This is a genomic window from Pedobacter panaciterrae (assembly GCF_013204795.1).
Classification (GTDB): Bacteria; Bacteroidota; Bacteroidia; order Sphingobacteriales; family Sphingobacteriaceae; genus Pedobacter; species Pedobacter panaciterrae.
Genome location: NZ_JABMKW010000020.1, coordinates 545,532 through 572,009, shown reverse-complemented (window position 1 = coordinate 572,009; position 26,478 = coordinate 545,532). Strand labels below are relative to the sequence as shown.

17 protein-coding genes are annotated in these 26,478 nt (G+C 38.4%); all 17 read right to left on the bottom strand.

Annotation, left to right across the window (positions count from 1 at the left end; genetic code table 11):
• The 17 genes from HQN86_RS21340 to HQN86_RS21260 are packed head-to-tail and all read right to left on the bottom strand — an operon-like array spanning nucleotide 1 to nucleotide 26,475.
• Nucleotides 1-4,935: an eCIS core domain-containing protein gene (locus HQN86_RS21340; protein WP_172662909.1), complete on the bottom strand. Its 4,935-nt coding sequence runs from the start codon at nucleotides 4,933-4,935 to the stop codon at nucleotides 1-3.
• A gap of 27 nt (nucleotides 4,936-4,962) precedes the next feature.
• The gene (locus HQN86_RS21335) at nucleotides 4,963-6,471 is read right to left on the bottom strand and encodes an eCIS core domain-containing protein (RefSeq protein ID WP_172662908.1); all 1,509 of its coding nucleotides are present in this window, start codon (nucleotides 6,469-6,471) and stop codon (nucleotides 4,963-4,965) included.
• Between the two features lie 9 nt (nucleotides 6,472-6,480).
• On the bottom strand, nucleotides 6,481-7,722 hold the full coding sequence (locus HQN86_RS21330) for an eCIS core domain-containing protein (RefSeq protein ID WP_172662907.1): 1,242 nt from the start codon (nucleotides 7,720-7,722) through the stop codon (nucleotides 6,481-6,483).
• 23 nt (nucleotides 7,723-7,745) lie between these two features.
• Complete coding sequence (locus tag HQN86_RS21325; RefSeq protein WP_172662906.1) at nucleotides 7,746-9,119, bottom strand: ATP-binding protein; 1,374 nt, start codon at nucleotides 9,117-9,119, stop codon at nucleotides 7,746-7,748.
• The gene (locus HQN86_RS21320; protein ID WP_172662905.1) at nucleotides 9,113-10,594 is read right to left on the bottom strand and encodes a contractile injection system tape measure protein; all 1,482 of its coding nucleotides are present in this window, start codon (nucleotides 10,592-10,594) and stop codon (nucleotides 9,113-9,115) included. The genes HQN86_RS21325 and HQN86_RS21320 overlap by 7 nt, the downstream gene beginning before the upstream one ends.
• A gap of 2 nt (nucleotides 10,595-10,596) precedes the next feature.
• Nucleotides 10,597-13,446, bottom strand: coding sequence for a hypothetical protein (locus HQN86_RS21315; RefSeq protein WP_172662904.1), 2,850 nt, complete (start codon nucleotides 13,444-13,446; stop codon nucleotides 10,597-10,599).
• Nucleotides 13,447-13,452: 6 nt separating this feature from the next.
• Nucleotides 13,453-16,083, bottom strand: a complete 2,631-nt coding sequence (locus HQN86_RS21310) for a hypothetical protein (protein ID WP_172662903.1) — start codon at nucleotides 16,081-16,083, stop codon at nucleotides 13,453-13,455.
• A gap of 23 nt (nucleotides 16,084-16,106) precedes the next feature.
• Nucleotides 16,107-19,325 (bottom strand): baseplate J/gp47 family protein, encoded by a 3,219-nt coding sequence (locus HQN86_RS21305; protein ID WP_172662902.1) that lies wholly within the window; start codon nucleotides 19,323-19,325, stop codon nucleotides 16,107-16,109.
• Nucleotides 19,322-19,753 (bottom strand): GPW/gp25 family protein, encoded by a 432-nt coding sequence (locus HQN86_RS21300; protein WP_172662901.1) that lies wholly within the window; start codon nucleotides 19,751-19,753, stop codon nucleotides 19,322-19,324. The genes HQN86_RS21305 and HQN86_RS21300 overlap by 4 nt, the downstream gene beginning before the upstream one ends.
• 38 nt (nucleotides 19,754-19,791) lie before the next feature.
• Complete coding sequence (locus HQN86_RS21295; RefSeq protein ID WP_172662900.1) at nucleotides 19,792-20,043, bottom strand: hypothetical protein; 252 nt, start codon at nucleotides 20,041-20,043, stop codon at nucleotides 19,792-19,794.
• 2 nt (nucleotides 20,044-20,045) lie between these two features.
• The gene (vgrG, locus tag HQN86_RS21290; protein ID WP_172662899.1) at nucleotides 20,046-21,923 is read right to left on the bottom strand and encodes a type VI secretion system tip protein VgrG; all 1,878 of its coding nucleotides are present in this window, start codon (nucleotides 21,921-21,923) and stop codon (nucleotides 20,046-20,048) included.
• 4 nt (nucleotides 21,924-21,927) lie between these two features.
• Entirely contained in the window at nucleotides 21,928-22,647 is a 720-nt protein-coding gene (locus HQN86_RS21285; protein ID WP_172662898.1) for a CIS tube protein, read from the bottom strand.
• Between the two features lie 2 nt (nucleotides 22,648-22,649).
• Entirely contained in the window at nucleotides 22,650-22,811 is a 162-nt protein-coding gene (locus tag HQN86_RS21280; RefSeq protein WP_172662897.1) for a DUF5908 family protein, read from the bottom strand.
• Nucleotides 22,812-22,814: 3 nt separating this feature from the next.
• Nucleotides 22,815-23,360: a phage tail protein gene (locus tag HQN86_RS21275; RefSeq protein WP_172662896.1), complete on the bottom strand. Its 546-nt coding sequence runs from the start codon at nucleotides 23,358-23,360 to the stop codon at nucleotides 22,815-22,817.
• Nucleotides 23,361-23,371: 11 nt separating this feature from the next.
• Entirely contained in the window at nucleotides 23,372-23,806 is a 435-nt protein-coding gene (locus HQN86_RS21270) for a phage tail protein (RefSeq protein ID WP_048905512.1), read from the bottom strand.
• A gap of 37 nt (nucleotides 23,807-23,843) precedes the next feature.
• Complete coding sequence (locus HQN86_RS21265; protein ID WP_172662895.1) at nucleotides 23,844-25,418, bottom strand: phage tail sheath family protein; 1,575 nt, start codon at nucleotides 25,416-25,418, stop codon at nucleotides 23,844-23,846.
• Between the two features lie 16 nt (nucleotides 25,419-25,434).
• Nucleotides 25,435-26,475: a hypothetical protein gene (locus HQN86_RS21260; RefSeq protein ID WP_172662894.1), complete on the bottom strand. Its 1,041-nt coding sequence runs from the start codon at nucleotides 26,473-26,475 to the stop codon at nucleotides 25,435-25,437.
• Between the last annotated feature and the right edge of the window lie 3 nt (nucleotides 26,476-26,478).

Genomic DNA, 26,478 nt, shown 5'->3' with positions numbered 1-26,478 from the left:
CTATTTAATATCAAATTTTTTAATTTCAATCGGAGCAAGATTGCCGTTAGCATCGATTTTTTGTGATACCTTATAATAATCCAGTTTACCCTGATCAAGTGCAGTTTCAATTTTTGCTGCAATTTCAGCATCCTTGCCTCCCCTTGCCTTCATTTCTTTTATTGTCTCTTCTAAATAAGGTCTTGTGCCCTGTTCAGCAATTTCGCCGCTGCTCACCTTTTTGCTTCCTACATCAGAGCTTCCCCCCTTTGCCTCGACCACGGATACCCTATCAACAACCTCAACCTTGCCGGTAGCTTCATCTATATAGACAGACTCACTATAAACTTTATCTAAGGTACGACTTCCTTTACCAGTATAATCAGGATCAAGACCGAATTTTTCCTTCATTGCTAAATCAGCGGCCTCTTCTCCTAATTTCTCACTCTTGTCTATTACTTTTTTATTTGCCTTATTATATTCTTCTGATCCTTTAGGATGTTTGTCTCTTTCAATTATTTCATCTGCTCTTTCTTTCTGTGTTTGTTTTAGTTTTTTGGCTTCATCAGTGGTCATCCCACTTGTATCTATTTTTTCTACCTTATCTTTTGGTTTTGTAGATGTGGGATCCTGCTCATACTTGGCTTCAACATCTATTTTTCTTGGAGTCTTCCCATCAAAATCTTTAAACGTTTTCGACTCTGGATCATATACGCGCTGATTGCCTTCTGTTGCTCCATTTTTCACGTAGGTAGGCTCGCCCTCACCGTTAAGACGCCAGTGGTAACCAGGTTCCGCATCTGGTAACCCCATGTCCCGTGCTTTTTTTCCGCCTGCGCTGAAGCTGTCATATTCTAGCTTCTTGATTTTCTTATCGAATGCCTCCAGATCTCGCATCACCGCCGGATCCTCTGGTGTTTTAGCCATTCTTTTTCTTATCGCCTTTAATTCTTCTGCCAGTTGTGGATTTTCCTTCAGCATCTCACTGTGACTGATCTCATAAACTTTGCAATTAGAACATTCTACTATATGACCTTCTTTATCGGCTTTTAAAGCGTGACCGTCTTCTGTTTCCCCTTTAGATACAACACCTTCATCATTTTGAGCTTTTTTGGCAAAGTCTTCTCCTTTCTGTTGATCAGGCGTTTTAGCTTCTGGCTCAGCAATTGGTTCAGCTTCCGATTTTACTTTTGGTTCTGGCTCAGCAATTGGCTCAGGCTCAGTTTTTACCTTTGGTTCTGGTTCAACCTTAGTTTCTGGAACTTTGGTTTCCGCTTCTGGTTTTATTGGGGTATCAACCTCAGATGCGGTTGGCTCTGTATTTGTTTTTGCATTTTCGGTGGCTTTTTCTTTAGGAGCACCGGGTTTTTCTTCCCCTCCTAATCCAACTTTCTCTTTAAGACCACCGATTTTTTCTTTCATTCCGGCCCTGCCTTCATTAAATCCTTCGCTGGCTTTGGCAAGTCCCTGTCCAAATTTGCTGTCTTTTAAAGCTCCGGCTGCCCCTTTAAATCCTTCCGCTACCTCAGGCAACAATTTGCCTATAACAGTACCTAGTTTTTTGATTCCAGCCAGCAAGCCCTGTGCAATTTTGCCGCCTATTGCACCCAGTAATAGAAGAGCTACCATTACACCAAGGGTTAAACCACTATTGGCAATGCGCTGATAGGCATATAATATTCTATCCCGACCAGTTTTAACTTGTCCACTTGCATATTGCCTTGGTCCATCTTCTGCTTTTGCGGCATCGGCATGTACCTCTCCTGCTGTTTTTTCTTTTGCAGGTGCAGGTGGTGGCGGTGTAGATTCTACTCCATCGTCCTCGGTTACAGAAAGATCATAAACAGATTTGGCAATTACGGCTGTTTCGGTAACAATCATTGATGCCATGATTCCTTCCCCTATAGCTATTCCAACTTCAAAACCAGCCCCTGCGCCAGGAATTGCACCGGCACCTACTCCAAAAATACCGCCCAGAATTGCACCGACCACTGTACCTCCAATAACTATCCAGCCGGCAAAAGCACCGATGGTCATGTTCAATGCCTGCATCCACTCGAGGCCACCATCAATCACTTTACTAAACTCACCATCCCAAAGGTCGTTCCACATCTGAGGAATTAATCTCCAGAGTTTAGGGGCGTCATCATATAATGGACTTTTGTCTGCAAATGGGTTAATTAAGAACCAAATCATCTTTTTGGCCTCTTCCCACCAGTTGCCTATTAAGTGGTTGATGTTTGGGGTAAGATATTTCATTATCCCGGTAATGTGTTTGGCGGTTGCCAAACCAAATAATGCCAAAGCTTTTTTGACTTCACTTTCGGTACTACCGGGTATGTCTTTAATGTAAGGCTCTAGAAACTCTTTTGCTTTTTCTTCTAATATTTCGGGATGATCCCAGATTAGAAGAAATCCATCAATCATGACTTTAAATAATTTGTATTGCCTTTCAATATCATTCAGAAAGGCCATTACCTTAAGGAAACCGACAACAATAACTTCGATAACAGAAAGTGCTACAGTAAGGGCTTTTTGTACAAAGGCCAGGGCAGTATCAACGAATTCAGCAAATGCATCTATTATATCTGATACTATCTGTTTAAACCGCTCAAAAGCTTTATTTGTTGCGGTGACTGCAGTATCCACAGCAGCATCAATTTTAGTGTTAATTGCATCGCGTATGGTAGGAAAAGCTGCAAAAGCGATATCAACAAAACCCTTTAATATAACACCAAAGCCTTTTATCAAACCAACGACTGCTTTGCGAGCCAACTCTAAAGCAGCCATGGCAAGTTTTTTGGCCTGTTCAAAAACCCATTTAAGTGCAGCCCTAAGCTTATCGAAAATAAAGTTTACAGCTCTTTTTAAACCGTCTATAAGTGCAGAAGCAGCATCAGCCAACCAACCAAAGAAACCTCCACTCTCTTCTTCCGATTTTTTCTTTTTATCTTCTGCCTCTTGCTTAGCTGCCGCGGTTTTTTCTGCAGCTTCTTTATTGGCGTCATCATAATGTTTTTTGGCTTCGGTATTCCCTTTTTCAGTTTCCTTGCCAATTTTACCAATATGCTCTATCGCGCTATTTGTAGCTTTTGTTTTGAAATCGGTTTCTGTGGCATCCAGTTGTTTTTGCCAATCAATTCTGGATTCTGCAACCTGTTTCTGTGCGTTTTGTTGGGCTTTGTTTTGCGATGTTTTCGATTTAATCGTTTCATCACTAATTTGTTCATCCGTTTTTTGTTTCTCAACAATCAATTTTTGTTGATAAGCGGCTTCATCCTGTTGATATTTTTGCGATTGCTCTCCTATTTTTAGTGAGGCCTGGCCTGCAAGTGATGCATCAAGCCTTGCTGCGATCTCTGGTGATAGGTTTGATCCGGTGCCTAATGTTGTAGAATTCACACCTTGTGTTTTTTTGAATCGATGCTTACTTTTTATTTTTTCTTTTCCAGGTTTTTGTATTACATCATTTTCGCCAAAATCATTTTGAATTTCTTTCTGAGCATTGTTCTTTGCTATTAATAGATCTGCTGTTTGTTCTTCCTGTTCTTCAGATAGATTATTTATGCTGGCTTCACCTGTTAAAGTAAGTTCAGGGGCAGCGCCTAATTCATCCGGCAAATTGCTGGTATCTAAATTAATGTTACCCAGTTCATTTTGAGCTGCTCCTGTTATGTTTTCAGATCCCTCGCTATTTCCAAATCGTGATAAAAGTCCTGAAGGAACAAATCTTGCTTGTGGAGGAATAGCAACTTCCTCTACAACCGGTGGCTGCCAATCGCCTTTGCCTTCAAATTTATTTTTAACTGTTGCGCTGGCCTTTGAGGCAATGTGTTTTGCCTTTGCTTTATTATTTTCGCCATAAGCACTGCCTGTACTTTCTGCAACGGTAGGCACAAGTTCTAAAGCTTTGTCTTTTTGCATCTGCATACTTTGAGATGAGATGCCTTTTGCCTGATTTAATGTTTCTGGTAACTGGGTAGCCGGAGTTGATTGTAGGATAACCAACACATCGCCAGGATTATCCGTTGCTGTTATAGTTGGTTTTTCTTTTGCTAAGCTTTCTGCTGCAACACCTTTTGCGCCAGCTGTTTTAGGAGTATCATTTCCTATTGGTGAAGTTGCCGGTTTTTCTGCTGTTTTAGATGTTGAAGTGGCAGCCTTACTAATACTGGATCCACCTTTGGATGACTCATCCGGCGGAAGAGTTTGAGAACCCTGATTATTAGCCGTTCCTGAAATATCCTTTTTATAAGTTTCATTTTTCTGCGGCTCAATCTCTCCGGTTTGTGTGGCTTTGGCGGCAGGATCAAAGGTTGTGTCTTGTTTCCTTTGCACAGCCTTATCTGTAACAGGGGCAGTTTGCTGTAGAACATGTGTAAGTTCGTGTGCAAGTAATCGTTTACCATCATCGGTTTCCGGGCGGTATTTTCCCTCGTTGAAATAGATGTCGTTTCCGGTGGTAAAAGCCTGGGCATTAAGTTCCCTGTTCATTTGTACCGATTCTTGCCCCGAATGTATTTTTACTGAACCAAAATCTGCACCAATCCTGTTTTCCATAAAGGATTTAGTTTGGTTATCCATAGCGGACCCATTACCCCTGCTATTTTCTATTGAGGAAGTTAGATGATCACTAACTTTAAACTCACCATTACTTTTTGTTTGAACAAAGGGAGTAATATTTGTAGAAAGAGGTTTTTTATGGATGGTTTCCTCTTCCTCACATGCGGCACATTTAAGTTGGACAAAGTTTGCACTGCTGGAACGCATAACTTTATCAGCAACAGCATCTGCCTCTTTTTCAAACGGATCATCAGGACCACCAACATTCAATTTTGTTTGCAAAAAGAACGAGGCTTCGCCATCGGCCTGCAAGAGTTCATTTTGTTGCAGACTCTCCTGTCTGGCAGACGCAGCAGGTGCAATAATAGGTTCGGAAACAGAATCTTGTTTCACTTTAATTTAAATTGATGTAATATGGAGTTATGGATACTGAGCCAGGAAATAAGCGTAGATATTAGGGCGAAGCGCTTTTAAAGTAGCTGGCTGATTAATGTACATAGAAAATGCTTCGGCAAAATATTCACTTTCTGAAGTTTTTGTTGCAGCATATTCACTCATCCCCTTACGCAAGCCACCATCTTTTCCTAATGCTTCTGTAAAACTGCCTTTTGCCTTATCAGCGCTTAAGGCCTCACCTCCTTTTCCGCCAGAACCTTCATTTGGCCTATTATCTAGTGCATGACCAAATTCGTGGGCCATTATAAATGCTTTTTGAGGCAATGTAGCGCTGAAAAAATCACCATAAACTGTAATTCTTCTCTTCCAATCCGTACTGTCTTTAGGCTTGATCTGACTATATTCTGCAGACTCGTTTTTGGGCCCTTTTGGGCTTTGTCCCAAATGGACAGGTATACCCGTGGCCTTGCTTAAAATGGCTGTTGGCACTATATCTAAAGCTTCTAATACCTGATCAAATTTTGAGTCGCTCATGGTCTTTGATAAATCGGCTAACGGATCGCTTGTTACAGGAACTGCATTAGTTATCTGGTAGGTCGTTTCATACCTCTGGCGCCTTTGAGCTGGAGTTTCAGTATTCGTACGAGCAGTAAAATTGCTCAGTTTTTCTACAGCTAATTGAACGTTTTTCATTTTATTGGCCCCCTTTCCACTAACATCGAACTCAGTTGATGTGAATCGAACTATAGCATCAGGACCTTTTATTTTTGCATCTGCCGGATTTGTTTCTCCACTCAGATCTACGTGTTGTACCGTAGAAATATTGGTGATGGCGGCCTCTGTTGCATCTTTGTTTAAGTTAAAATTATAAAGTATCAATGCTCTCATTGCACTTTCAACCCACGCCTCTGTCGGATCAAAACCTTTTACTACATATGTAACATTGTATCCTGAGCGCACATCTCTAACAATACCTTTCTGGAAAAACAAAGAAATGTTTGTTTGAAGATTGAAACCGATATCGTAACGGATGTTCTGTCTCGTTGCTGCATCATATGATTCGAGATTTTGCACGGTGTCCTCTCCTGGCATTGGTGAACGTTGTATTGTATTTCCGTTTTGTTGTATGGTATGTGTTAACTCATGAGCAAGTAGATGCTTACCCTCTGCAGAATTTGGTCGATACATATTTTCATTAAAATAGATATCCTTACCAACGGTGAATGCCCGGGCATGCAATGAGGCAGAAAGTTGACTGGCATCAGTTCCACTATGGATATTAACGTCAGAAAAGCCGGTTCCAAACCGGCTTTCCATAAAGCTTTGTGTCTCTTTATCCATTTGCATTCCGGTACCCCTTGATGCCTCAATTTGCTCGTTAACTTCTGCTTTTAGTTTTGGCTGGTTGTGGTAAATCAGCTGATCAGTTGAATTACTTTTACTGTCGTCATTTTGAAATGATGCAGGTTTGGGAGTATCAGCATCTTTTGCGTGTTGATTTGCAGCGTTGTGCGATTTGCCTGTACCCTTCATAGTTTATTATTACCAGTCACTGCTACCGCTTTCTGGAGCTGTAGTTACTCCAGCCCCAGTCCAGCTAATTTCTTCGTCCCAGTTCCACCACATATATTGGGGCTCCATGCCACTTAGCGGAAAATAGCTTGCAAATCTTCCAAATGATGATTGATCCATTGTATTGTACATCCAAACTCTTATTGTAGCAGTGTGAGATGTGCAGTTAATGGAATCTACAGTTACATACAGGCCGAAAGAACCAATTGAACATGTATATAAATCCATGGATTGTACACTAGGTCCTACCAGTCTTGAGCTTTGATAAAGTATAAAGGCATTTCTACACGTCTCGGGATCTGTACCTGGAGGGCTTGAAACCCAAAGTGGATAAGCATTAGGATCTGTTACAGGAGGCTTGGTCATTCCTGCGTGCCATGAAGAGTCTGTTCGATGGCTGGCCGCCCACGCTGCACAATCCGATGAAATATTTGCTTTTATTGAATTAAGTCCATCAATTACAGGTTGCCAGCCTCTAACTATTGTAGTGTAGTTATCACCTTCGGGCATATCCCATTGCGTAGCACTAGAGAATGGGGAAAAGAATTCATCTAATATTGCTCCAACGGTAGTTCTTTGTACCAATCTTTTACTTTTTATAGATGAATCTTTCCCTTGTTGTAGGGTATGAGTCAACTCATGAGCAAGCAAATGTTTTCCCTTGTCGGACTGTGGCTGATATTCTCCCTGATTAAAATAAATATCGTTTCCAACGGTAAAGGCTTTAGCGCTAAGGTTGTTGCTTAATTGTACCGACTGATTGTCTGTATGAATGTTAACATCGCTAAAATCACTTCCGAAACGGCTGCTCATAAAGCTATTTGTTTCCGTATCCATTTTACTTCCGGCACCGCGCGAAGATTCTATGGCATCTGAAACCTGATTGCTTACTGTTGAATTATTTTCAGCTTTTGCCTGGATACCTGTAGTTATTCCAGCAACTAAAGGTTTTCGCTGTGCTTTCTCTTCTTCTTCGCAATGGCTGCATTTTCGCTGAATGAATGAACTTTTGGGCATACGCATTACCTGATCTGCCATTGCGTCGGCTTCATCTTCCAAAGGATCATTAGGCGATCCTACCGTCAGTTTTGCTTGAAAAAAAATGTCGGCACCGGTTTTATCAGCAGCAACTTCACTTTGCTGTAGCATCTCGTCTTGATGAGCTGCTGCCATTGGTGTTACAACAGACTCTGATACGGCAACATCTTTCATAGTCTAATATTTTGGACCTCGATCTAAATAGTTTTTCCCTCTTTTCTGAATTCTTTTTTTATACCTTCTAAAAGGTCTTTTTCCCTAATGATATTTTCTTTGCGGTGAAGTGCCATTAAAGAAGCGTATTGAACAACATTTATTATCGAACCACCAGCGAGTTCATATTTTTCTGCAATGCTATCAATATCCAAGTCCTCTTCAAGCTGTACTTTATTACTAAATGTTTGGCGCCATAATATAGATCGTTCGTTACTTTTGGGCACAGGAAAATAGATAATAGACTGTAACCGCCTACCGAATGCTTCATCCACGTTGTTGCGCATGTTGGAGCTTAAAATTACCAAACCGTTGTAATCTTCAAGTCGCTGTAACAGGTATGCAATCTCTTGATTTGCATATTTATCGTGCGCATCAGAAATTGATGTTCTTTTGCCAAATAGCGAATCGGCCTCATCAAAAAACAAGATCCAGTTTTTGTGTTCAGCTTTTGCGAATACTTTTTCCAGATTTTTCTCGGTTTCTCCTATGTATTTTGAAATAACCATTGATAAATCAACTCGGTATACATCTACACCTGCCAGTTTTCCAAAAAGTCCGGCAGTTAGCGTTTTTCCTGTCCCTGGAGGCCCGTGAAATAATGCTTTATAACCAGGTTTCAGTGTTTTTTTCATTCCCCATTCGTTCATTAACACAGGGCCATGTTCTAACCATATTTTAATTTCACCTAACTGTTGCATTGTGTGCCTGTCTAGCACCAAATTATCCCATTCCAGCTGGGTGTTTATTCTTTTGGCAGGAAATTCCATACTAAAGGAAGGCTTGCGCAACTTGCCACCAGTAAAAAGGTCTATATACTCATCGTTAATTAACAGTTGTCCGCTTAAAATGGGTTCGTTTGCAGGAGATGACCCAAGCCAGAGAATATTATGAATTTTAAATAAGTGATCGGCATCAAAGAACTGTTGTACCCAAAAGCGTTTACTTAAATCACTACCTGCGAGTAAAAAAGAAGCGGTTTCGCCTGTTGGCAGAAAACCGCTGTGAAACGCCCCCCTTAAGCCTCCATACTCTGTTACACCGCGATCTTTTAATGTTGTTTTGATGAAAAAAACATCAAGTAATTGGGGAGCAATATGTGGAAGCAATGCTAAAACTAAAATTAACCGTTCAGAAAAAGACAGTTGATAGAATTGGATAAATTCAGAGAATACAGAATCTTTATGATCAGATTGAGGGGGTTCTACGTCATAAATAGATTCATACTCACATTCTTCTCCAAAATGTAACTTTAATCTTGTTTGAAGTACTTTTTCAAACCAGTTAATTTCATCAAGCAGATCTAATGCATTTAAATGAAATGCATCTTTTTTTAAAACTTGTTCATCTGTTACCATTCTGTATGTATAATTTCTTTTAACCAGGGAAGTTTAATGGTACCAATGCTCCAGGGCAAACGATCAAGAAGAATATCAACTCCGGTACGTTCAATCTGGATTAGCCAGGAATTATCTTTGGGCGTTATTTTGCCCTGACGCTGGAAAAATGTATTCTGAAGTGCTTCAATACTTGATCCTTTTAAGGCATCCCAGTAGCTTACAACTGTTTGAAGCAGTAGTTTTGATTCTTCCTTTTCTTTTTTTTTGAGTTTAATGCCATTTGGAATTAAGTCAATATGCTGCATGCCACACAGAATTTTGTTCAATGGCATTTCCCATTCATTATATTTTTCGTTTCCGCATTGCAAATAATAGAGCAGAACCGCTGCACGCACATGAGAATCGGGAGATATAAATCGATTTTCATTATTAATGATCTCTAAATCTTTAAAGTAAGCTGGCAGAAATGGATGCAGCAGGATTAATCCTGCATTTTCTATATATACACCCTCTTTAAGTTGATGGTTGTTGACAGATTCTTTTATCTGTTCTTTTTTAGGATCGTCTGCTAAGTTTATTGTATTAGCCTCAATCAAATCATCGTAAACATGTTTTCTTAAGTTGGAGCTGGCTTGGCTAAGCGTAGCATCTTTTAGTCTATTTTTAAGTTCTTCAGTTGAGGCAGGAAAGGATTTTTTTAAATAGATCAGGAAGTTTTTGATGAGATCTGTTTCATCAACGTTTAGTATAGTAAAAGCTAACAGTTGCTTTAAGAATATCTTTTTCGGAATATTAAAAAGCTTCGCTATTTGATTTTTCTCCCATAGAAGTGTGTTGATGTTTATTTTAATAGAATTATCCGGATACAGATTTATAAGATGGTTGATGTAGATCTCAAGATCAGTACTTGTCATATAATCTGTAAACCTGCTGAATGTTCGTTCTGCTTCGAGGATGGATAGTGCTTTGATTTTAGTTAATAACTTAAGAAAGAATTCTTTTTGTTCTTGCTCATCAAAAGCTTTAAGAACTTCGGACGGTGATTTTCTAAGCTGTTTTTCGTACCACCAGGGATAGGTTCCATTTTCAAGAAAATACAATAAGGCAATTTTTTTCTGGTTCTTCTCGCTATTATATTCTATCGAGGATGATGATGTATTGGGTGCAGGATTAAAATTATCATCTACAGAGAAATCTCTATTGTATGGGTTTTCTTCGAACTGTTTTTTAAGCTCGCTAACAATCTTCTCTTCTACAATTTGTACAAATCTGGTTTTGAAGTCGCTTACCTGTAGATTACCTAGATCAACCTGAATTGAGTTAATGCTTACATAACTATCCTGATGTATGTTTTGGTGAAAAATCCGTTCATAAATTTCAGGTAGTTTGCTGGTTATTATTTCATTTAAATATTGTTTGCAATCAAACGCAAGTTTTTCATCACTGGCCTGGAGCCTGATTTTTTGCCTGCGGATAATTACATCACCATTCACAATTAGCGATTAAGTTTAAAACCTCTGGTAATAACATTTGCTTTACCTACAGTAACGGCTCCTTCTTTTCTTATGGCTTCATCTTTAATTAAGCTGATGCCTCCCTGTACTTCTGCTAAGGCAGCATTTACATCTCTGGCGTTTGTTACATCGCCGGTTATTGCCGTATTTCCCAGTTTTTCGGTAATTACATTGGCATTTTTAATGTAATCTTTTTCAGCAGCAATTCTTTCCGGAGTTCCGGCGGCAAGGCGTTCCATCTTATCTTGAGCAGCTCTTAAAGCATCTAAGTCTGCTGTTATTCCTAAATCTTTACCAGGAACTGTAAATTTTGTTGGTGTAAGTACTGTGGTAAATAAAGACGAATTCTCGTTTAAACGTTTATCAAATCCGTCGAGTTTAATATTCAACCCCTTAATGCTTTCCTCTACTCCTTTATTAACCCTTACATTGATCCTATCATCTAAATCTATATCCTTGATATAAGGAACAAGCTTCAGATTAAGGTCTTTAGTGTAATTAGGTATAATTTCGAAAACATGATCTATTGGGAATTTCGGAATTATTGGCGTTCCCGGAGGCAATGGTAAAGGAAGTGGAGTATATATTGGTGGGTTGTTTATCACATCCTTATCAATACTGGCGTAAGGAAGCATAAAATCAGCCACTACTGTCTTATCATCTGCAGTGTAAACAATTACAAATGTTCCCCCCCGTAATACACCACCGGCATGTTCCAAGCCAGGATTTTCTTTCATAAAGTTGCCGAGCATTAACCCGGTTTTCTTTTTGATTATTGTGTTTTGATAGATACTTGAAATAACATCCGTTTTTCTGAGGATGTCGGAATTTAGTATGAAATCGTGTGGAATGGCCGTATTTGAAAAGGTAAACTGTTTGGTTTGTGCTTTAACATTGCTGGCTGCAGTAATGATGTTTGATACTGCAGAACGGTACTTTACATAATCAAACCTTGCGTCACCAATGTCTACAGCATTATCATACACATTTTGCCTGGCAGTTTTAAATTCAGTTGCAGGAATTAATGTGGTAGCTGCATCTGTTACTTTTACAAGATCATCGTTAACTGAGTCAGCATCATCCATTCTATCAAAAAATGTGCTCTTTATCGATTTTTCATACATATATAAATGGGGAAAAAACCATGGCCTTGGAGGAATTGTTTCTAATTTCTTCTCAACCTGAACAGATATAATATTTATCGGCAAATTATTTTCCAGAATAATTTTGTTAAGCGAGGCTTCAACATCAGCAAGTTTAAACCCTATGTGCCCTTCTACCCTGAAAAAAGTGTATTTAAGGATGTTATATTTTAAGGGGGTAATTGTAGCGCCAGCATTGGAGTATTGATTTGAATTATAAGATAGAATCTGGCTCTCTTTTTTGCGGTTGTTCGCATTAAAATTCCAGTATAGATTTATAGGAAAGCTTGCATTATAACTATAATAGAAAGGTATACTTCGTTCGCCAAGTGGTGCATCTTCAAAAAGACTTGGTATTATTTTAAGGCCAGTATCTACAGAACGGAAATCCTCAGCTTTTGGAACTTTAAAACTGTTTATCATACTATGAATACGCATGAAATTGAATCGTGTTACTTCATCTGAATCATTAGAGCTGTTCAATATCGGCGATTCGTAAAAATGATGGCGATATTCCAAATCTATATGTATTTTATTGAACCGCTTGATCAATATGCCAAAATTGAACCGGATATTACTTGGTTTTAAAATATTTGCGCGAAGCAAACTAGATATTGGTCTGGCTTCGAGTACTGGTCGTTCTCCTATAGGCGGAATTCTTAAATCTGGAAAAATTACTGGTATTGGATTTTTTAAGGTTGCATCCCTAACCAAACCAATCAACACATGTTTAGGAAATAAATCAACATCTGGTGAGGCCAGCATATCATCTGAAAATAAGCTTTCTCTAAGCTCGTTATATGCATAACTAATGTCGCGGGCATAATCATATACATATTGACCGTAAAAGGACTCACTAAGCTTAAATTGTTCCTCCAGTAAACTTTTCCACTTCTCTGTTGGATCGCCACCTTCAAAATCATCTTCAACCACCAGCTTGCAAACCTGGTAAGCTTTAGTAAGCTTGGCTATAATATCGTCCTTTACAACTAAAGCATTATTAAATGATGCGTTAAGCTCTTTATACGTGTCCAGGTCGGTATTAACCATAACCCTGGGGATGTTGAGGTCGTCAAGTGAAAAATAATCTTTATTCATTGAAGGCATGCTTTGAAGCAAAGCGCCAATATTATTTTTATGGATAAGCAAAATCTTTAGCTCTTTTACGGCGATAACGCCTTTATTGTCACAATCTGTTCCAGTACATAAATCGGGATCATTGCTGTAATCTTCCAGGTATAAAATACCTGCATAATCTTTTAGTGCAGTACCGGTTGTTGCCTCCAGCGTTGCTAAATCTTTTCCTGGTATAGCTCCTACCAACCGGCTATCTCTTAATTCGAACATCGGTAAGGGCTGATCACTATCATTAAGAAAATAAGGATATTTGGCGTTTAGATCTTCAAAAACATCATATTGATCAAACTCCTGATCGTAATCGAAATACAATAGATCGCCATCGGTAGTAATTGCGGCGCCTTTTGAAACTACAAGATGTTTGTTATCTATTACCCCTATTTCCAGTCCATAAATAATCCCGACACCAATTGCTTTGGTTCGTGTTAATTTGTTCTGTACGTCCAGATAGTTGAATAAATCATTCAACTGATCTGCCGTTAATACCTGATCATTTTCGAAAATAGTAAAGCGGGTATTGTCTTTACTAATTTGGTCGAGCACATTACCCATAATATTTTATGTTTTAAGAGTTCCCAATGCGTTTTGATTTAGCATAAAGAGCGTCCGCTCTTCACTACTACTACAATCTTCGAGTCTGGCCACCGGATAAATAGACCTTAATGCGGTTAAAATGGTTACAAACTCGTTTAATTTTGTATTTGTTGTGTCTTCTGTTTTCCCTGATTTTACATCCAGCCATTCTTTGTACGCATTTTCGAATGTGATTAATTGCTCATTGCTTACCCAGCAAATCTTTACAAAAGTGTGTGCCGGGGCTTCCATTCTGATTGTTCTTTCGGCATATTGCCTAAAAGCGATGTTGAGAAAACGCGGCGTATATGCAGGTAAGATAATGCTGATCCGAAATGAATAAGGGTCTTTATCTTCACAGTCTTTACAGCCATCATCAACACAAATTGGCATAAAGCCGGCTTCATCGTCAGGGATTAATTCTGGTGCTTCGGTTGAAGGGTCGTTTATTATTTTGACCTGAGGAGGCAACAAAAGCATGTGTTCTATTAAGAACATACCTTCATCAGCTCTGTTTTTAGTAACCAGTAAAACCAGTTGTTGCAGATCCAAACTTGCATCATTCATGGAGGAATAAAGCTTGGTACTGGTGCCTATTACTTTATCTGCGTTTAAAACCTGATAATAAAATGTACCATCGCCATTATCTATTGTTTTCAAATTCTGAGCGTGGTAAATCAGACTGATCGAATCTTCAAGTGCAAAACGAGCCCCTTCTTCTCCAGGAAATTTCTCGGAACCTTCCAACAGAATAGTTCCATTTTTGAAATCTGTTATCCTGTACCAATATTCGTCATTACCTGATCCGTTAAGCCCATGCTGAATCTCTGTATTCAGGTTAACAAGATTACGCCTATTCAGGTTGTCGAATCCAAGCAAGCGCTGCAATCTTTTTTCAAGACCGCTTATATTATTACTATCCCATAATTGATCCTGTTTAGCATAATTATAGCTGGAGAATCGTTTTGAGCTATATTCAGGATAATTTTTTAAGAAATTGGCCTTATCCTGAACAATATCTTCGGGATTTATGACAGATGGAATAATTACATCTTTAGGGTTTGAGGTAAAGCCCGAATAAAGTACGTTTACATACTCAGAGAATGATTCAGAAAACCTGGAGAGCAAATGATCAAGAAACAAGTTGCGACGCTTGTAGTATGTAATTTTATCCTCTGCAGCAGTCTGTACTTTTGTATCTATAGTAGCATTATCTACAAAAATCTCGTCAGCGTCTTTAAAACTCCTTACCGTATTTGCGAAATAGGTGTTTTTCTGGATGTCAGTGGAGAATAGATTGCCCAGATTTGAAAGTTGTGAGAAAGAATTGGCCAAATGCTGATCAAAAAAGTACAGATATCCTTGCAGTTGTTTTGCCTGGGCAACACGTTCTGCGGTTGCATTTTCTGGTAGGCCCCAGTGGCTTATTCCATAGTTTTTTGGAAAGTGATTTTGAATAGAATAATAGTTCCCTATGTCTTCAAAAGTACCTGTGTCAAATTGTATATCTTCAGTTCTTACCAGATCATTACCAGTAATATAATCGTTCATCAATTTGTCGAACCTGCTCTTTATGATATTCATATCAGGCCTTAATGGAATGCCATTTTTATAAATCAGGACATTTGAATCCAAAATGTTTATGATTGGTTGTTTACCTCGTTTAACTGGAATTATCCATTTGTTGCTGAGTTCTTTAGTTTGATCAGTTGGGTTAAATATAATATCAAGGATATTGCTTACTCCGGATGCATTAAGCATTTGCTGCATAATGTCTGAAAGATGGATTTCCTTTTTCAGATCGGAAGCTAAAAGTTCTTCCTCTTTTATAAAACCATGAATCAGTAACGGTCCTTCAAATATCACATCCGAAGTGTAGCCGCTATCAATGAGATCATTTAACCAATAAAATTTTATAAGCGGTGTCAGGTAGAGCTGAATATTAAAAAATAGTTCTGCAAGGGTCTCAAACGGATCAGCATCAGATTTTATTTCAATCTCACTGCAAAGCCTGAACTCTTGCGTAGTTATTTCATTAATGGTTAAAAAATCTTCACAAAGGTTCCGGTTTTCCATTACCAGTTCCAATACTTCTGTTTTTATCAGTTCTTTACTATCATTAGCAACATTGGTATCAAACTCTATTAGTACATCATAATAGCCCAACACATCAACAGGTTCCCATTTAAGGCTTTCTGGCTGTGTAAATTGAAGTTTTTTAAGGGTAATGTCGGCAAACATACCAAGGCTCCTTTTCTGCAACCAGGCATTTTTTACGCCTTCAATATCGATAATCAGCTTGCGGTAATCGTTAATGGTTACTGCCTTGTTCGGAAATATTTTTGAAGCTGAAAAAAAGTGCTTTAGAATATTTTCCCTTGCATCTTTAGATGTGGCAAGCAGATCAGGAATGGTGTTGTTTGTTCTATAACTTAAATCAGTAATTGCATAGCAAAGCAACTCGAGTATGGTAATGCCCGGATCATGAACATTGTAATCTGTCCAGATATCAGAGCCTGTTTTTTCAATAGATCCAATACCCGTTTTTCGTAGTTCTTCATAATCAAAAGCATCGCTTTGCGGTTTTTTCGACGAAATACTTAGTGCTTCACTCATGTGAATTAGAGGTTTATTTTAGTTCAGATTAATAATTTCATTGTTCTGGGAAGTGCTATAGAAGAACTTGATGAATCGCTTACAATGTTATGCTGAGTATGTGACACCAAAATAGATGCGGGATTAGAGGCTTCTGCAACTTCTACATTTCTTCCGAAGGCTCTTTTATTTGGAGAAAATTTATAAAGAGAAAAATCAGTCAGATAGTCAATGTACTCGAGGTCTTCTAAAAATTTAATGACCATCGACTTTGTAATTTTACCCCCAAAATGAATGTCATTTCCTGTATTGTTCATCCAGGGGGATAAAAATTCCTGTAATTTCAGATTGATTACCTTTTGATAATAGTTAAACTCATAGCCCTTTTTTAATTTTAAACTAACCGATACTTTTACTGGCTCATAACTTGGATTCACAACCTGGTAGGATGCCCAGGCAGATGAATGCTTACTTAAAAAAGTATTGATTTCATCAAGCGTATTTTTATCAACCTTTGGTTTAAAAGGGTCAATAGCATTGTGGTTGGTTAAATCAGGAACAACCACAATTAATGTATTTCCAGGTGAATAAAATGAAGCGGCAGTTGCATGGTTAATGCATTTAACTTTGTGAATCGTTGGAAAATGCTGCAGAATAAGACGCTCGTAATCCCAAATGGCAACGGTTCTTTCTTTATGGCGCAAACGTTCACTTGCACGAGTATAATACGCAGCATCATTTTCTTTTACCGCACCGCCAAAGGAAGAATAAGGCTGGGTAATTTTTTTAATTGCCGCAGTTTCAATCTTTAGTTTGGTAATTGTATTGGCTGGCAGCGCTTTGGCCAAACGCAATGGATCATTATTCTGATCATCAAAAATGACAATTCCGGCATTTGCCTGCACATCAATCAGGTTGCAAACGCCATCAGTATCTTTTTTTATCGCTGCTTTTATCCAAAGTAAATTGCCAGGTAGAATTGTGTTAGATGTTGTAGCTTCTTTTGGTATGACTATTTTTATAACTCCACTGGCAAGTAAGCCGTTAGTGGTATCAAAAATAAAATCATCGTTTGTAAGTGTTTTCCAATAGTTATCGCAGAGCACACTCCATTCTAAAGTTATTTTCTGTTTTTCTGGATTTGCGCTTCCCTCAGCTATCTGGAATAAAATACTTGCGGAATCTTCTGCATATAAATCACTCAAACCAATTAGTAACTCGCCTTCTGTGTTATACTGTGGTACCAGTTTTACTAAAGTATTGTTTAGAAACGAGTGTTTGCTTCGGGTATAAGCATGTTCCCTTGCCTGCCCGAAGGCACCATAATGAAATAATTCAATCTCTTCATCAACATAATCATTTAATGAGGTTCCACTAAAATTAATTTTGGCTGTTGTTGCCGTATAATTTAAAGAAATTGATTGAATTTCAGGCGAGAATGGTTCTGCAGGGAGCTTAAGTTCTCCTCCGCTAAGACTATATCTTAAAATTTCAGCGGTATATTTTTCTCTGTAATCTTTAAACAAAAAACTATTGTCAAGTTTAAGATGTAACTGGCCTTTGCGGATGTCTTTGTAGAGATTAAGAATTAGCTGTAGTGCGGGCTTATATAATTGAAGCGTTTGGGCTGATTTAGCATTTACGAAATTGACCTTTTGCTGAATGTTGGAGAATCCCGGTAACAGATAAGACATTTTACTGCTTACTGTTTGCAATACCGATTGCCCCGGATTAATGTAATATGGGGTATAAAACTGTGGAAGTATAAAAAATGGAAATAAAATGGCGTAATCGGGATTAGTAAATTTCCAACTGGTTTGTAACTGAGCGTTTGATACATTGAAGAGCTTTACCGGTTCGTAACTTTTTTTCCAGGAATAACCATCTTTAAATGCAGCAGACGCACTGAAATAACTATTATTTATGTTTGAATTGCCGTAATTTGCAAAATAAGTTTTAAGGTTGGAATCTGGAATATTTTTCCAATCTACATCAAGGGAAAAGCTTTTTAGGCGCTTTGAGAAGGTTTCTTCATGAAGAATATAAAAATTAGAATTTTCTTCTGATAAAGGCCCGAATGGTTTAAAAGGTTTTTTAGGATTTAATGTTCCAAAATCGTTTTCGAGTTCTATTGAAGAAATACCCTGAACATCAACCTCTATAGTTGCATCTACAAGTTCGGCATTCATGAGATTCTGATAACCGAAATCTGTTTTTTCATTGTTTACAATAATCTGTAATATTGGATTGGTCGTATCAAATTCTCCACCGTGTGCAGCCTTATCGTAAACAATTACTGCAGGCTCATCTTTGCTTATATTTAAAGTAAATTCTATTCTATAATTGAGATTGTCTGATGATGTTATTACTGCTGAAGTAAGTTTTGGTCCTATCCATCCCTTTTCTCCGGTAATACTTACTTTAAAAAGATTGGAGGTGAGTACACTATTTTTTGCAGATGCATCAAGCCCTCTTAGCGTTAGGTATATTTTAATGCTCCTGGTGCCTTCTTTCATTTTCAAGATGCTACTCGACAGGCAAAAGCCAATCTGCGCCAGTGGCATTGAGGAATTACCGAAACCACTCCATTTTGGATTTCCGGGGTCTAGAATAGCGCCTAGCCCATCCTTGGAATTTGCTATTGGAGCGTGAAATACAACATTTCGGTTAACAGGGTTAACATAAAGGGATTTAAGCTGAGCCACCTTTGATGGGTTTACCACCATATCTTGCTCAAGTTTATATCCAATGTCTCTCTTTGTATTGTCTTTACCCGCTAAAAGTAATGTGCCAGCGGTTAATAAAGTATTTTCAGTATTTTTTTTAAGTTCAAAAATTACGTGTGCTTTATCTGCTATTGGTGGCGCTTGGTTTAGTTTTAAAACATCGTGGTAGTAAAAGTCCAGGTGGCGCTGTGTAAGGGTATTCATCAAAGCCTTTGGTTTTTCCATCAGCTCGATAAAAGTGTTCCATAAAGCGAGGTGTGGAGGCAATGATTTGTTGTTTGCCATTGCATTTATCTCTTCGATACTTAAATCGAAAAAGCTATCCCATTGGCCACTTTCTGTTAGGTTTTTGTTAACAGCATCAATATCAAAAAACTTGACATGTTTTGAAACCTCCTGTACAAACTTATAGTAATCTGCTTTTGTACGTTGATCGACGGGCGCAATTGCAGGATCTAATAACGCTGACATTCGTTCTTGTTGCGTTTGCCCGTCGCGTTTAAGAATAACTTTATAATCTATTGCTTTAGCGCTCATGCCAATTTATTATTAGCCTCGTTAAGATAAAACGGATAAACAAGATTGAAACGGGTATTGGTGTTGATTACCTCATAATCAACAGAAATATCGATTCTGCCCTCAGTAATGAAATCATCAAGAAGATTTACAAGTAGTAACTTAATTCTTGGTTCAAACATTAGAATGGCGTTTTTTACAGTTATTTTTATTGAAGTTTCTGTTGAAGTACTCATTGCTTCGAACACATAGTTTTCAAGATTACAACCGTATAAAGGTTGTAGAAATCTTTCTCCAATGGTTGTCGACAATAAAATTTCCAAACTCTTATTTATATCTTCCTCGTCGGAGGTCATTAAAACCCGGTTAGTTTGCTTAGAGAAAGTTGGAGGAAAACTCCATCCTCTTCCAAGAAATGAAAGTTCGGATACATCTTTAAGCTTATCCATAATTTTTTAATATTTGGTACTTGCTTTATGTTTATGGGTCAAATAATTTCAACTACCGCGTTATATAGCGTATCATCATTGAACTTTGTTTTTATTACAAAAGCTTCAGGATGAGCTTTTAAATGATTAATTACCCCTATGGCTACTGCCACACATAAAAGCGTCATCTGTTTATTTGTTTCGGGAGGATTTTTCCCCATTACTTCTGGATAATGCTCATTGAATGCAGCCTGAATTGCTTCTGCCATGCTTCCGGCAAGATCTGAGGGGGTTCCTGGAATTAAGGCCATAATTATCCTGTTTTAACTTTTACTGATAATAGACTTGGTGTAGCTGGTGGCATTGGAGGAACGGGTGGTGCAGGACTCACAGGTAATCCCAGCGCGGTCTCACCAGGGTGCATATGTGTAGCGTATATGTTTACAATTTGGTTTAGGTAAGTAAGTAATTCATCTCCAAATACGAGTGGATGAGAAGCACCGTCAACAAGTTCTATCTGAGGGGCATCCACCACTACTTTTGTATTTCCATGTACTTTTATCAGTCCTCCATTGATATCTATATTTATTTCATTACCGTTGGCATCTTTTACTGTAATAGCCGAAGGCTCAGTAATGATTTTATTTCCACTCTGATCTTCAACACTAAAGCCTTGTTTATCATCGCTAATGAATACTTTGTTTTCTCCAGGGGTTTCAATTTTAATTTCTTTGATGTCATCATCAAAAGTCAATTTCAATTTTTCGCGGGATGTGTAACCCTTTTTATGGTTGTCATTTGAAGGTTGTATCGGTGGAACTTTATTGGAACTGTGAAGCATGCCCAAAATAACAGGCTGACGAGGGTCATCGTACAAAAAACCAAGAAGCACTTCATCGTCAAGCTCTGGTCTGAAGAACATTCCTCTTTCATTTCCCGCATCTGTTAGGGCTATCCTTGCCCATACTCCATCATCATTCGCATTAATATAAGGCATTTTTACCCTAACACGTTGTTCTCCATCAGGGTCCTCATTATCGGTAACAATGCCGGTATGTAACCCAATTACGCCTGGTAATAATCCGCCGGCTTTTGGTGCAACAATATGGTTTTCTTCCATAAACGAATCAGGACTATGACCAAACTGAACATGTGTTTTCCATCCGTTTGACAGGGTGTAATCGTGTCTTACACCGCTTACAAAAGCCTTTCCATTAAATCGTTGGCCTAGCCCATTCAATTCCACCACATCGCCCGGGTTAATGTTAGCAATACCTTGAAATTTTACTTTGCCTCTTATTTTCGATAATCTGGATTTCAACAACTCTGCATCGGCCCAGGCTTGAGTTTCCTGTGGATCTATTGAACCCGAATGGTTTAGCGATATTTCAGCGGGGCTGGCAACTGAAGCTAACTCTGTTGTTGTAAAGCTCCCCTGCTCTTCTAAATCAGAAGGGTCGTTGGCTGTGGATTCAGCTATTTCCTGGTTGGCCATATCCCATGCTTTACCAATTACTGAAGTATATTGATTTCTGCTATCCATCTCTGCATCGAGTTCTATAATTGTTGCTCCATGTAAAAGTGAGAGAATGGCCTCGCCGGTAACCGTGGGTTTTTTAATAACGATGTTTTCGTCGTTTGTCAATATGATATTACCATTTGCTTCTGCCCTGCTTAAAATGAAGTCCCAATCAGTAGAATTGTATTGAACCATTTCTTTGTAAGTTACATCGGTAGATTCAACGTTGATATCCGTAAAACCCGCATCTTCTAAAATCTGGGTGATAATATCCGAATCAGGGAGATCATGAAAATAGGCATTCTTACGACCGATCGTTGTTTTTATTGCTTTGTGCCTACATTCTACTGTAAGCAACGGTGCCATACCCGTTCTTATCTTGAGTGATTGTTTAATTATAATTCCTTTGAATATATTTACAGTAGTGTCTGAATCCCCTGCTTCAATTTCTATTTCGTTGCCTGGGCTGAATAAATCTCCATCAGTTAATGGAAATATCCCGTCAGAAGCATCTCCATCCTGAAAAACTAAAATGGCAGAAGATATCTTATTGACCACCTTGGTAACAAAAACAGATTGCTTAGCTACCGATTGAGGTACATCTTCGCCGTTTATTTTGAGTTTGAATTCAGCAACCGACTCAACTTCAGGAATCATTCTTTCTTCAGCCATTGCCTTACGATTTTACATTCTTATCAAAAGGTGGAAAAACCAATTTCTGTCCGGGTATCAAATCCCTGAAATTTTTCAAATTATTAACCTTTGCTATTTCCAGATAATATTTAAAATTGCCGTAAATTTTATGAACCATTGCTGGTAATGTATCCCCCTCTTTTACAATTCGGATATGGGTAAGGTCTGCGGATTTTTTATCTTCTTCGGCTTCAATTTGCTCCTTGGCTCTTTTTTCAATGAAAGTTGCTGTAATAATTGCCCGAAGTGGTTTGCCTCCGTTATTAAATAGTTTGTATTGGATATTTGCTGTTTTTAAGATACAATCAAATGCAAACTGGTTGGCCCTGTACCAAATTAAACCTGGCCAATTTATACGAAGAAATCTAGTCCTATGCCCTTTACCATCATACCCTGTAGTTTGATAAAATTCAATAATCTTATCCTTAACATCCAATGGAACTCCTGTGGCATTTGTACCATCTAAAAAAAACTTTAATGTAACTTCAAATGGTGTAGTGCCAAGAAATGGCCCTGCATTACCTGTTGCTCCACTTGCAGGATTCTGCTCTGATAAAACAGTGTAATTAAGCGTAATTTCATCAGGATTAATAAAAGTAGAAAATGTTTTCTCCGAGTCTCCTGCCCGATCAATTTTCTCCCATGACTCAATTTTAAGCTTATCAGCAGGCTTAAAGGGATTTAAGGCATCAAGAATTCCCATGGTCACCGTTCATTTTTTTGTTTAAGGATTTCCATAACCTGCTCTACGCATTCTTTAATGATGTCTTCTTTTGAAGGAGTATTGCTGCCCTGATGAGCCCCTGAAGAAGAAGCATCATCAGACACAGATACAGCGATTTCGATTTCGTTTATTATAATCGGCATAATCTAAAAACTTACAGATCCAGAGACACCTCCGCTTATTGCGCCCCCAACGGCGCCTACAGCCCCCATTAACAAATCATCGAGCCCCATAGGTTTAAAATACTGGTAGGTTAACTCTAATGTTTCTACTACCATTGTATTTTGCTCTGCATTGAATTCGGAGACGTCAATTTTAGTTGGGTAGGCATTAAAAACATGCCATACGTTTAGCGGAATGTGACTGTCGTTCAATAAACTCACAAGGATGTTTTTGGGCTGAAAATTAAAATTTTCGATACTGTCCCGACACCAGTGACTTACAAAAGACCCTAGAAACAATCCGCGTTTCAGTACCAGTTTGTTGTACTGAGGAACGCCGGGAAACTGGTGTTTAAACCTGTTCTCCCCGCCTTCGGCCACAGTTTCTGTTGTAATACTTGCACTTAATCCGCTTACACTTTGGAAACGCACATCCTGAGGCGTTTGCGGGAACATTTCAAATACAACAAGAAAATGAAAGCCAACAGGTGGATAGATTAATCCATCAATGATACCACTGATTAAACTCATAATATTATAGGTTAATCACCATTTTGTATAGTAAGTCCTTCATGGGCCAGGTCAAGTTGTTCAATAGCAACTTCACTTCCGTCAGCCTTTAGATCTGTACTTTGTATTTTAATTGGAAAGGCGTTCTTAATTTTCCAGGTTACTACAGGTTCATGATTTTCATTAAGTAGTTTTATAACTACATCCCGCCTTTCAACAGTATTAAGGCTTATGGTATTTAACCATTGATAGAACTCATTATCTGCCGCAAAAACCCCTCGTTTTAGTGTGATGTTGCTAAATTCCCTCATACCGGGCATTTTAATTTTACTGAATTCTGGCGATGCTCCGTCACGATATTCAATCAGTTTGTTTTCGATATTTAATCCGCTTACTTCCGTAAAGCCAATTTTGGTTCCGCCCCAGTCAACCTGGAAATGAAACTTTGGTAGTGGATAAGTTGCCATTTTATTTTGTTTTAGATGAGCTTTTAAAGCTGATTAATTAAGATTCCTGAAGTTTATGAGAGAATTTGAGAATGATAAACTCTGCCGGACGTACTACTGCCATGCCAATTTCAATATTCATTCTGCCCTCCAATATGTCAAGCGCGGTCATGGTTACACCTAAACCAACCCTAACAAAGAATGCGTGTTCCGGTTTAGCACCTGCAAGCGCTCCTGCCCTCCATTGTTTAATCAGGAAGTTTTCGATCATGGCCCTTACCCTCACCCAGGTATTGGCGTCGTTTGGCTCAAAAACAACCCATTCGGTTCCTTTTTTGATAGATTCTTCTGCAAAAATGAAGAACCTACGCACTGGGACATAACGCCATTCATTGTCATTTCCGGCCAGTGTCCTGGCTCCCCATACCATCACTCCCTTACCCGTAAAATACCTTATCGCATTTATTGATTTACCTGAAGTTGGATCTACATTTAATGACATTTGATCCTGATGAGAAATTTTTAACGATGCCGCATTTACATAAGATAGTGAGACATTGGCAGGTGCTTTCCAAACACCTCTTGAACTATCAACAGCAGCATAAATACCTGCAACTGCTGATGAAGGTGGCATAACAATCGTTATTTTTTGAAGCTGGAGCTTGATAACATTATATAGCTCCGTATTGCCAGTAACTGCTGGTGGGGTAACAGGTGATGTTGGTACGGTTGCAGGAGGTTTCTGAAGATTCAGACCTGTTTTTATTGATTCTTTTAAAGTAGACAGCGGATTTAGGATACTTGCCAGACTAATATTTCCCGGATCACTAGCAGGAGTTTCGACAGTTTGGGTGGTTGTTACTCCTCCAACAACCGTTTTGTAAATTACGTTTACGTCATTGTCTTCAAATCGATAGTTTAATATAGTTTCCAGATAAGGGAAATAAGCAGCTCCATATTTTATCAAATCCAGGTTGCTACCCAGGGTTGCAGCATTTCTAAAATCATCCGCTGAGCTGTTAATGTCGTTAGGCGTGCCCTTTTGTTGTATTACATCAATAATGGTAAATCTGTCCTGAAGCAGAAAACATTGATTTAGTGCCTGATTAATCAGTGAATAATAGCTTGATGAATCTAAAGAAGGCCCATCCGGGAAAAGCAGTAAAGTAGGCTCATCAACTTTCGCTATTGCAGCTAAACCATCTTGCAGTTTTTGTGATGCAATGTCAGTATCAGAAGGAGCTGAAGAAGGATATTGGCCGACTGACACTATGTAACACGGACCTCCTCCATTGGCGAAATACATCTGCAGCCCATAGTATAGTTTGAACCTTGAACTCGTTGCGGCTGCCTTATCAATTGAGATTGTTCTTGCAACTGAAGAATCACTATTGGTAGTGTCTGTAATGGTTACAGTAAATGCTGTTTCCTTCTGGGCCAGACCAAACAATTGTTCATATTCTAGCAATGAACTGATTCGCTGGGGTAACAGCGTAAGATCTTTACCGTTAAAAGTTGCTTTCTCAGTATAACCGATGAATGCAGGAATAGCAGTTTCCACTTCAGCTACGGAAGGTGGAAACGTTGGGATCTCACGTATATAGACCCCGGGGGTTTTAAATACATCTGCCATGTTGGTAGGTTTTTAATTAGATTGTGATTAAAATATCTGAGAAAGTATCAGAACCTTCTGTTCTTATGAGATTTAAAGGAGGATTTGGTAAATTGGCTATAATCACTTTATTTGTACTGTCTGTCAATTTAATCCCCGCAATTGGATCTTGTTTAAGTGGTAATACATTGTTGGACGTAAAAATAAATTTCCCTGGTGGTGAGCTTCCCAGCAATGTAAAATCTATAGATGAACCATTCGTTTTAGCTACATTTATTGTTGTTATCGACGAGTTAAATTGTTTGGTAATGATATATCTCCATTTTGTTGAGCGATTTGTAAACGGAATTTTATAATTTTTTGTGCTGATCGAATGATCATTATTTTGAAATTGATAGGCTGAACTCAAATTGCTTTTGTAAAAAATTTCGATTACTCCAAATACATCAGAAATTTCATGGGGATTGATTGAATAAAAGGATGCCTTCTCGGTTCCTTCAATTAAAAAGCGCGTCCGGCCTCCTGTTGATTTATTAAGATCAAAAGAAAAATTATATACGTTATTGGAGTTATCCAATAGCTGCTGTAAACTCTCTCCGCTGTCTATAAATTCTAGTTTTCCGGTTTGAGTTGCAAGGTTACTGTTATGTGCAAAAGAAAAGGCATTACTTACAAAGGGAATTAAATCTGCCTCAGACACGGTTTTCTTGGTTTTGTTTGCAACAAGCAGTGGCTCGCCCGCTAATAGATTTGAACTCAGGTTATTGAAATAATAACGGCTGCTAGCTGGCTTACTGGTATTTAGATCGGTGATGTTTTCAAAGAAACTGTTTTTCAGCTTGAGTAGAAAAGTAAATTTTGTTCCCTCTGTTAAAGGATTTCTAATTACATCCAGACTATTCACTTTTGCATATAATTTTCCGCCGAAATCACTTGGCAGAAAACGTAATCCCAGTGATTTCATAAGAACGGTACAGTCTTCAGATGGCTGCAAAGCTATATCAGGACATTTACCCGAACTGTAAAATGTATGGGGAAACTCCACTGAAAAAAGTGCTTTATATTTTATTTTTATCATTAC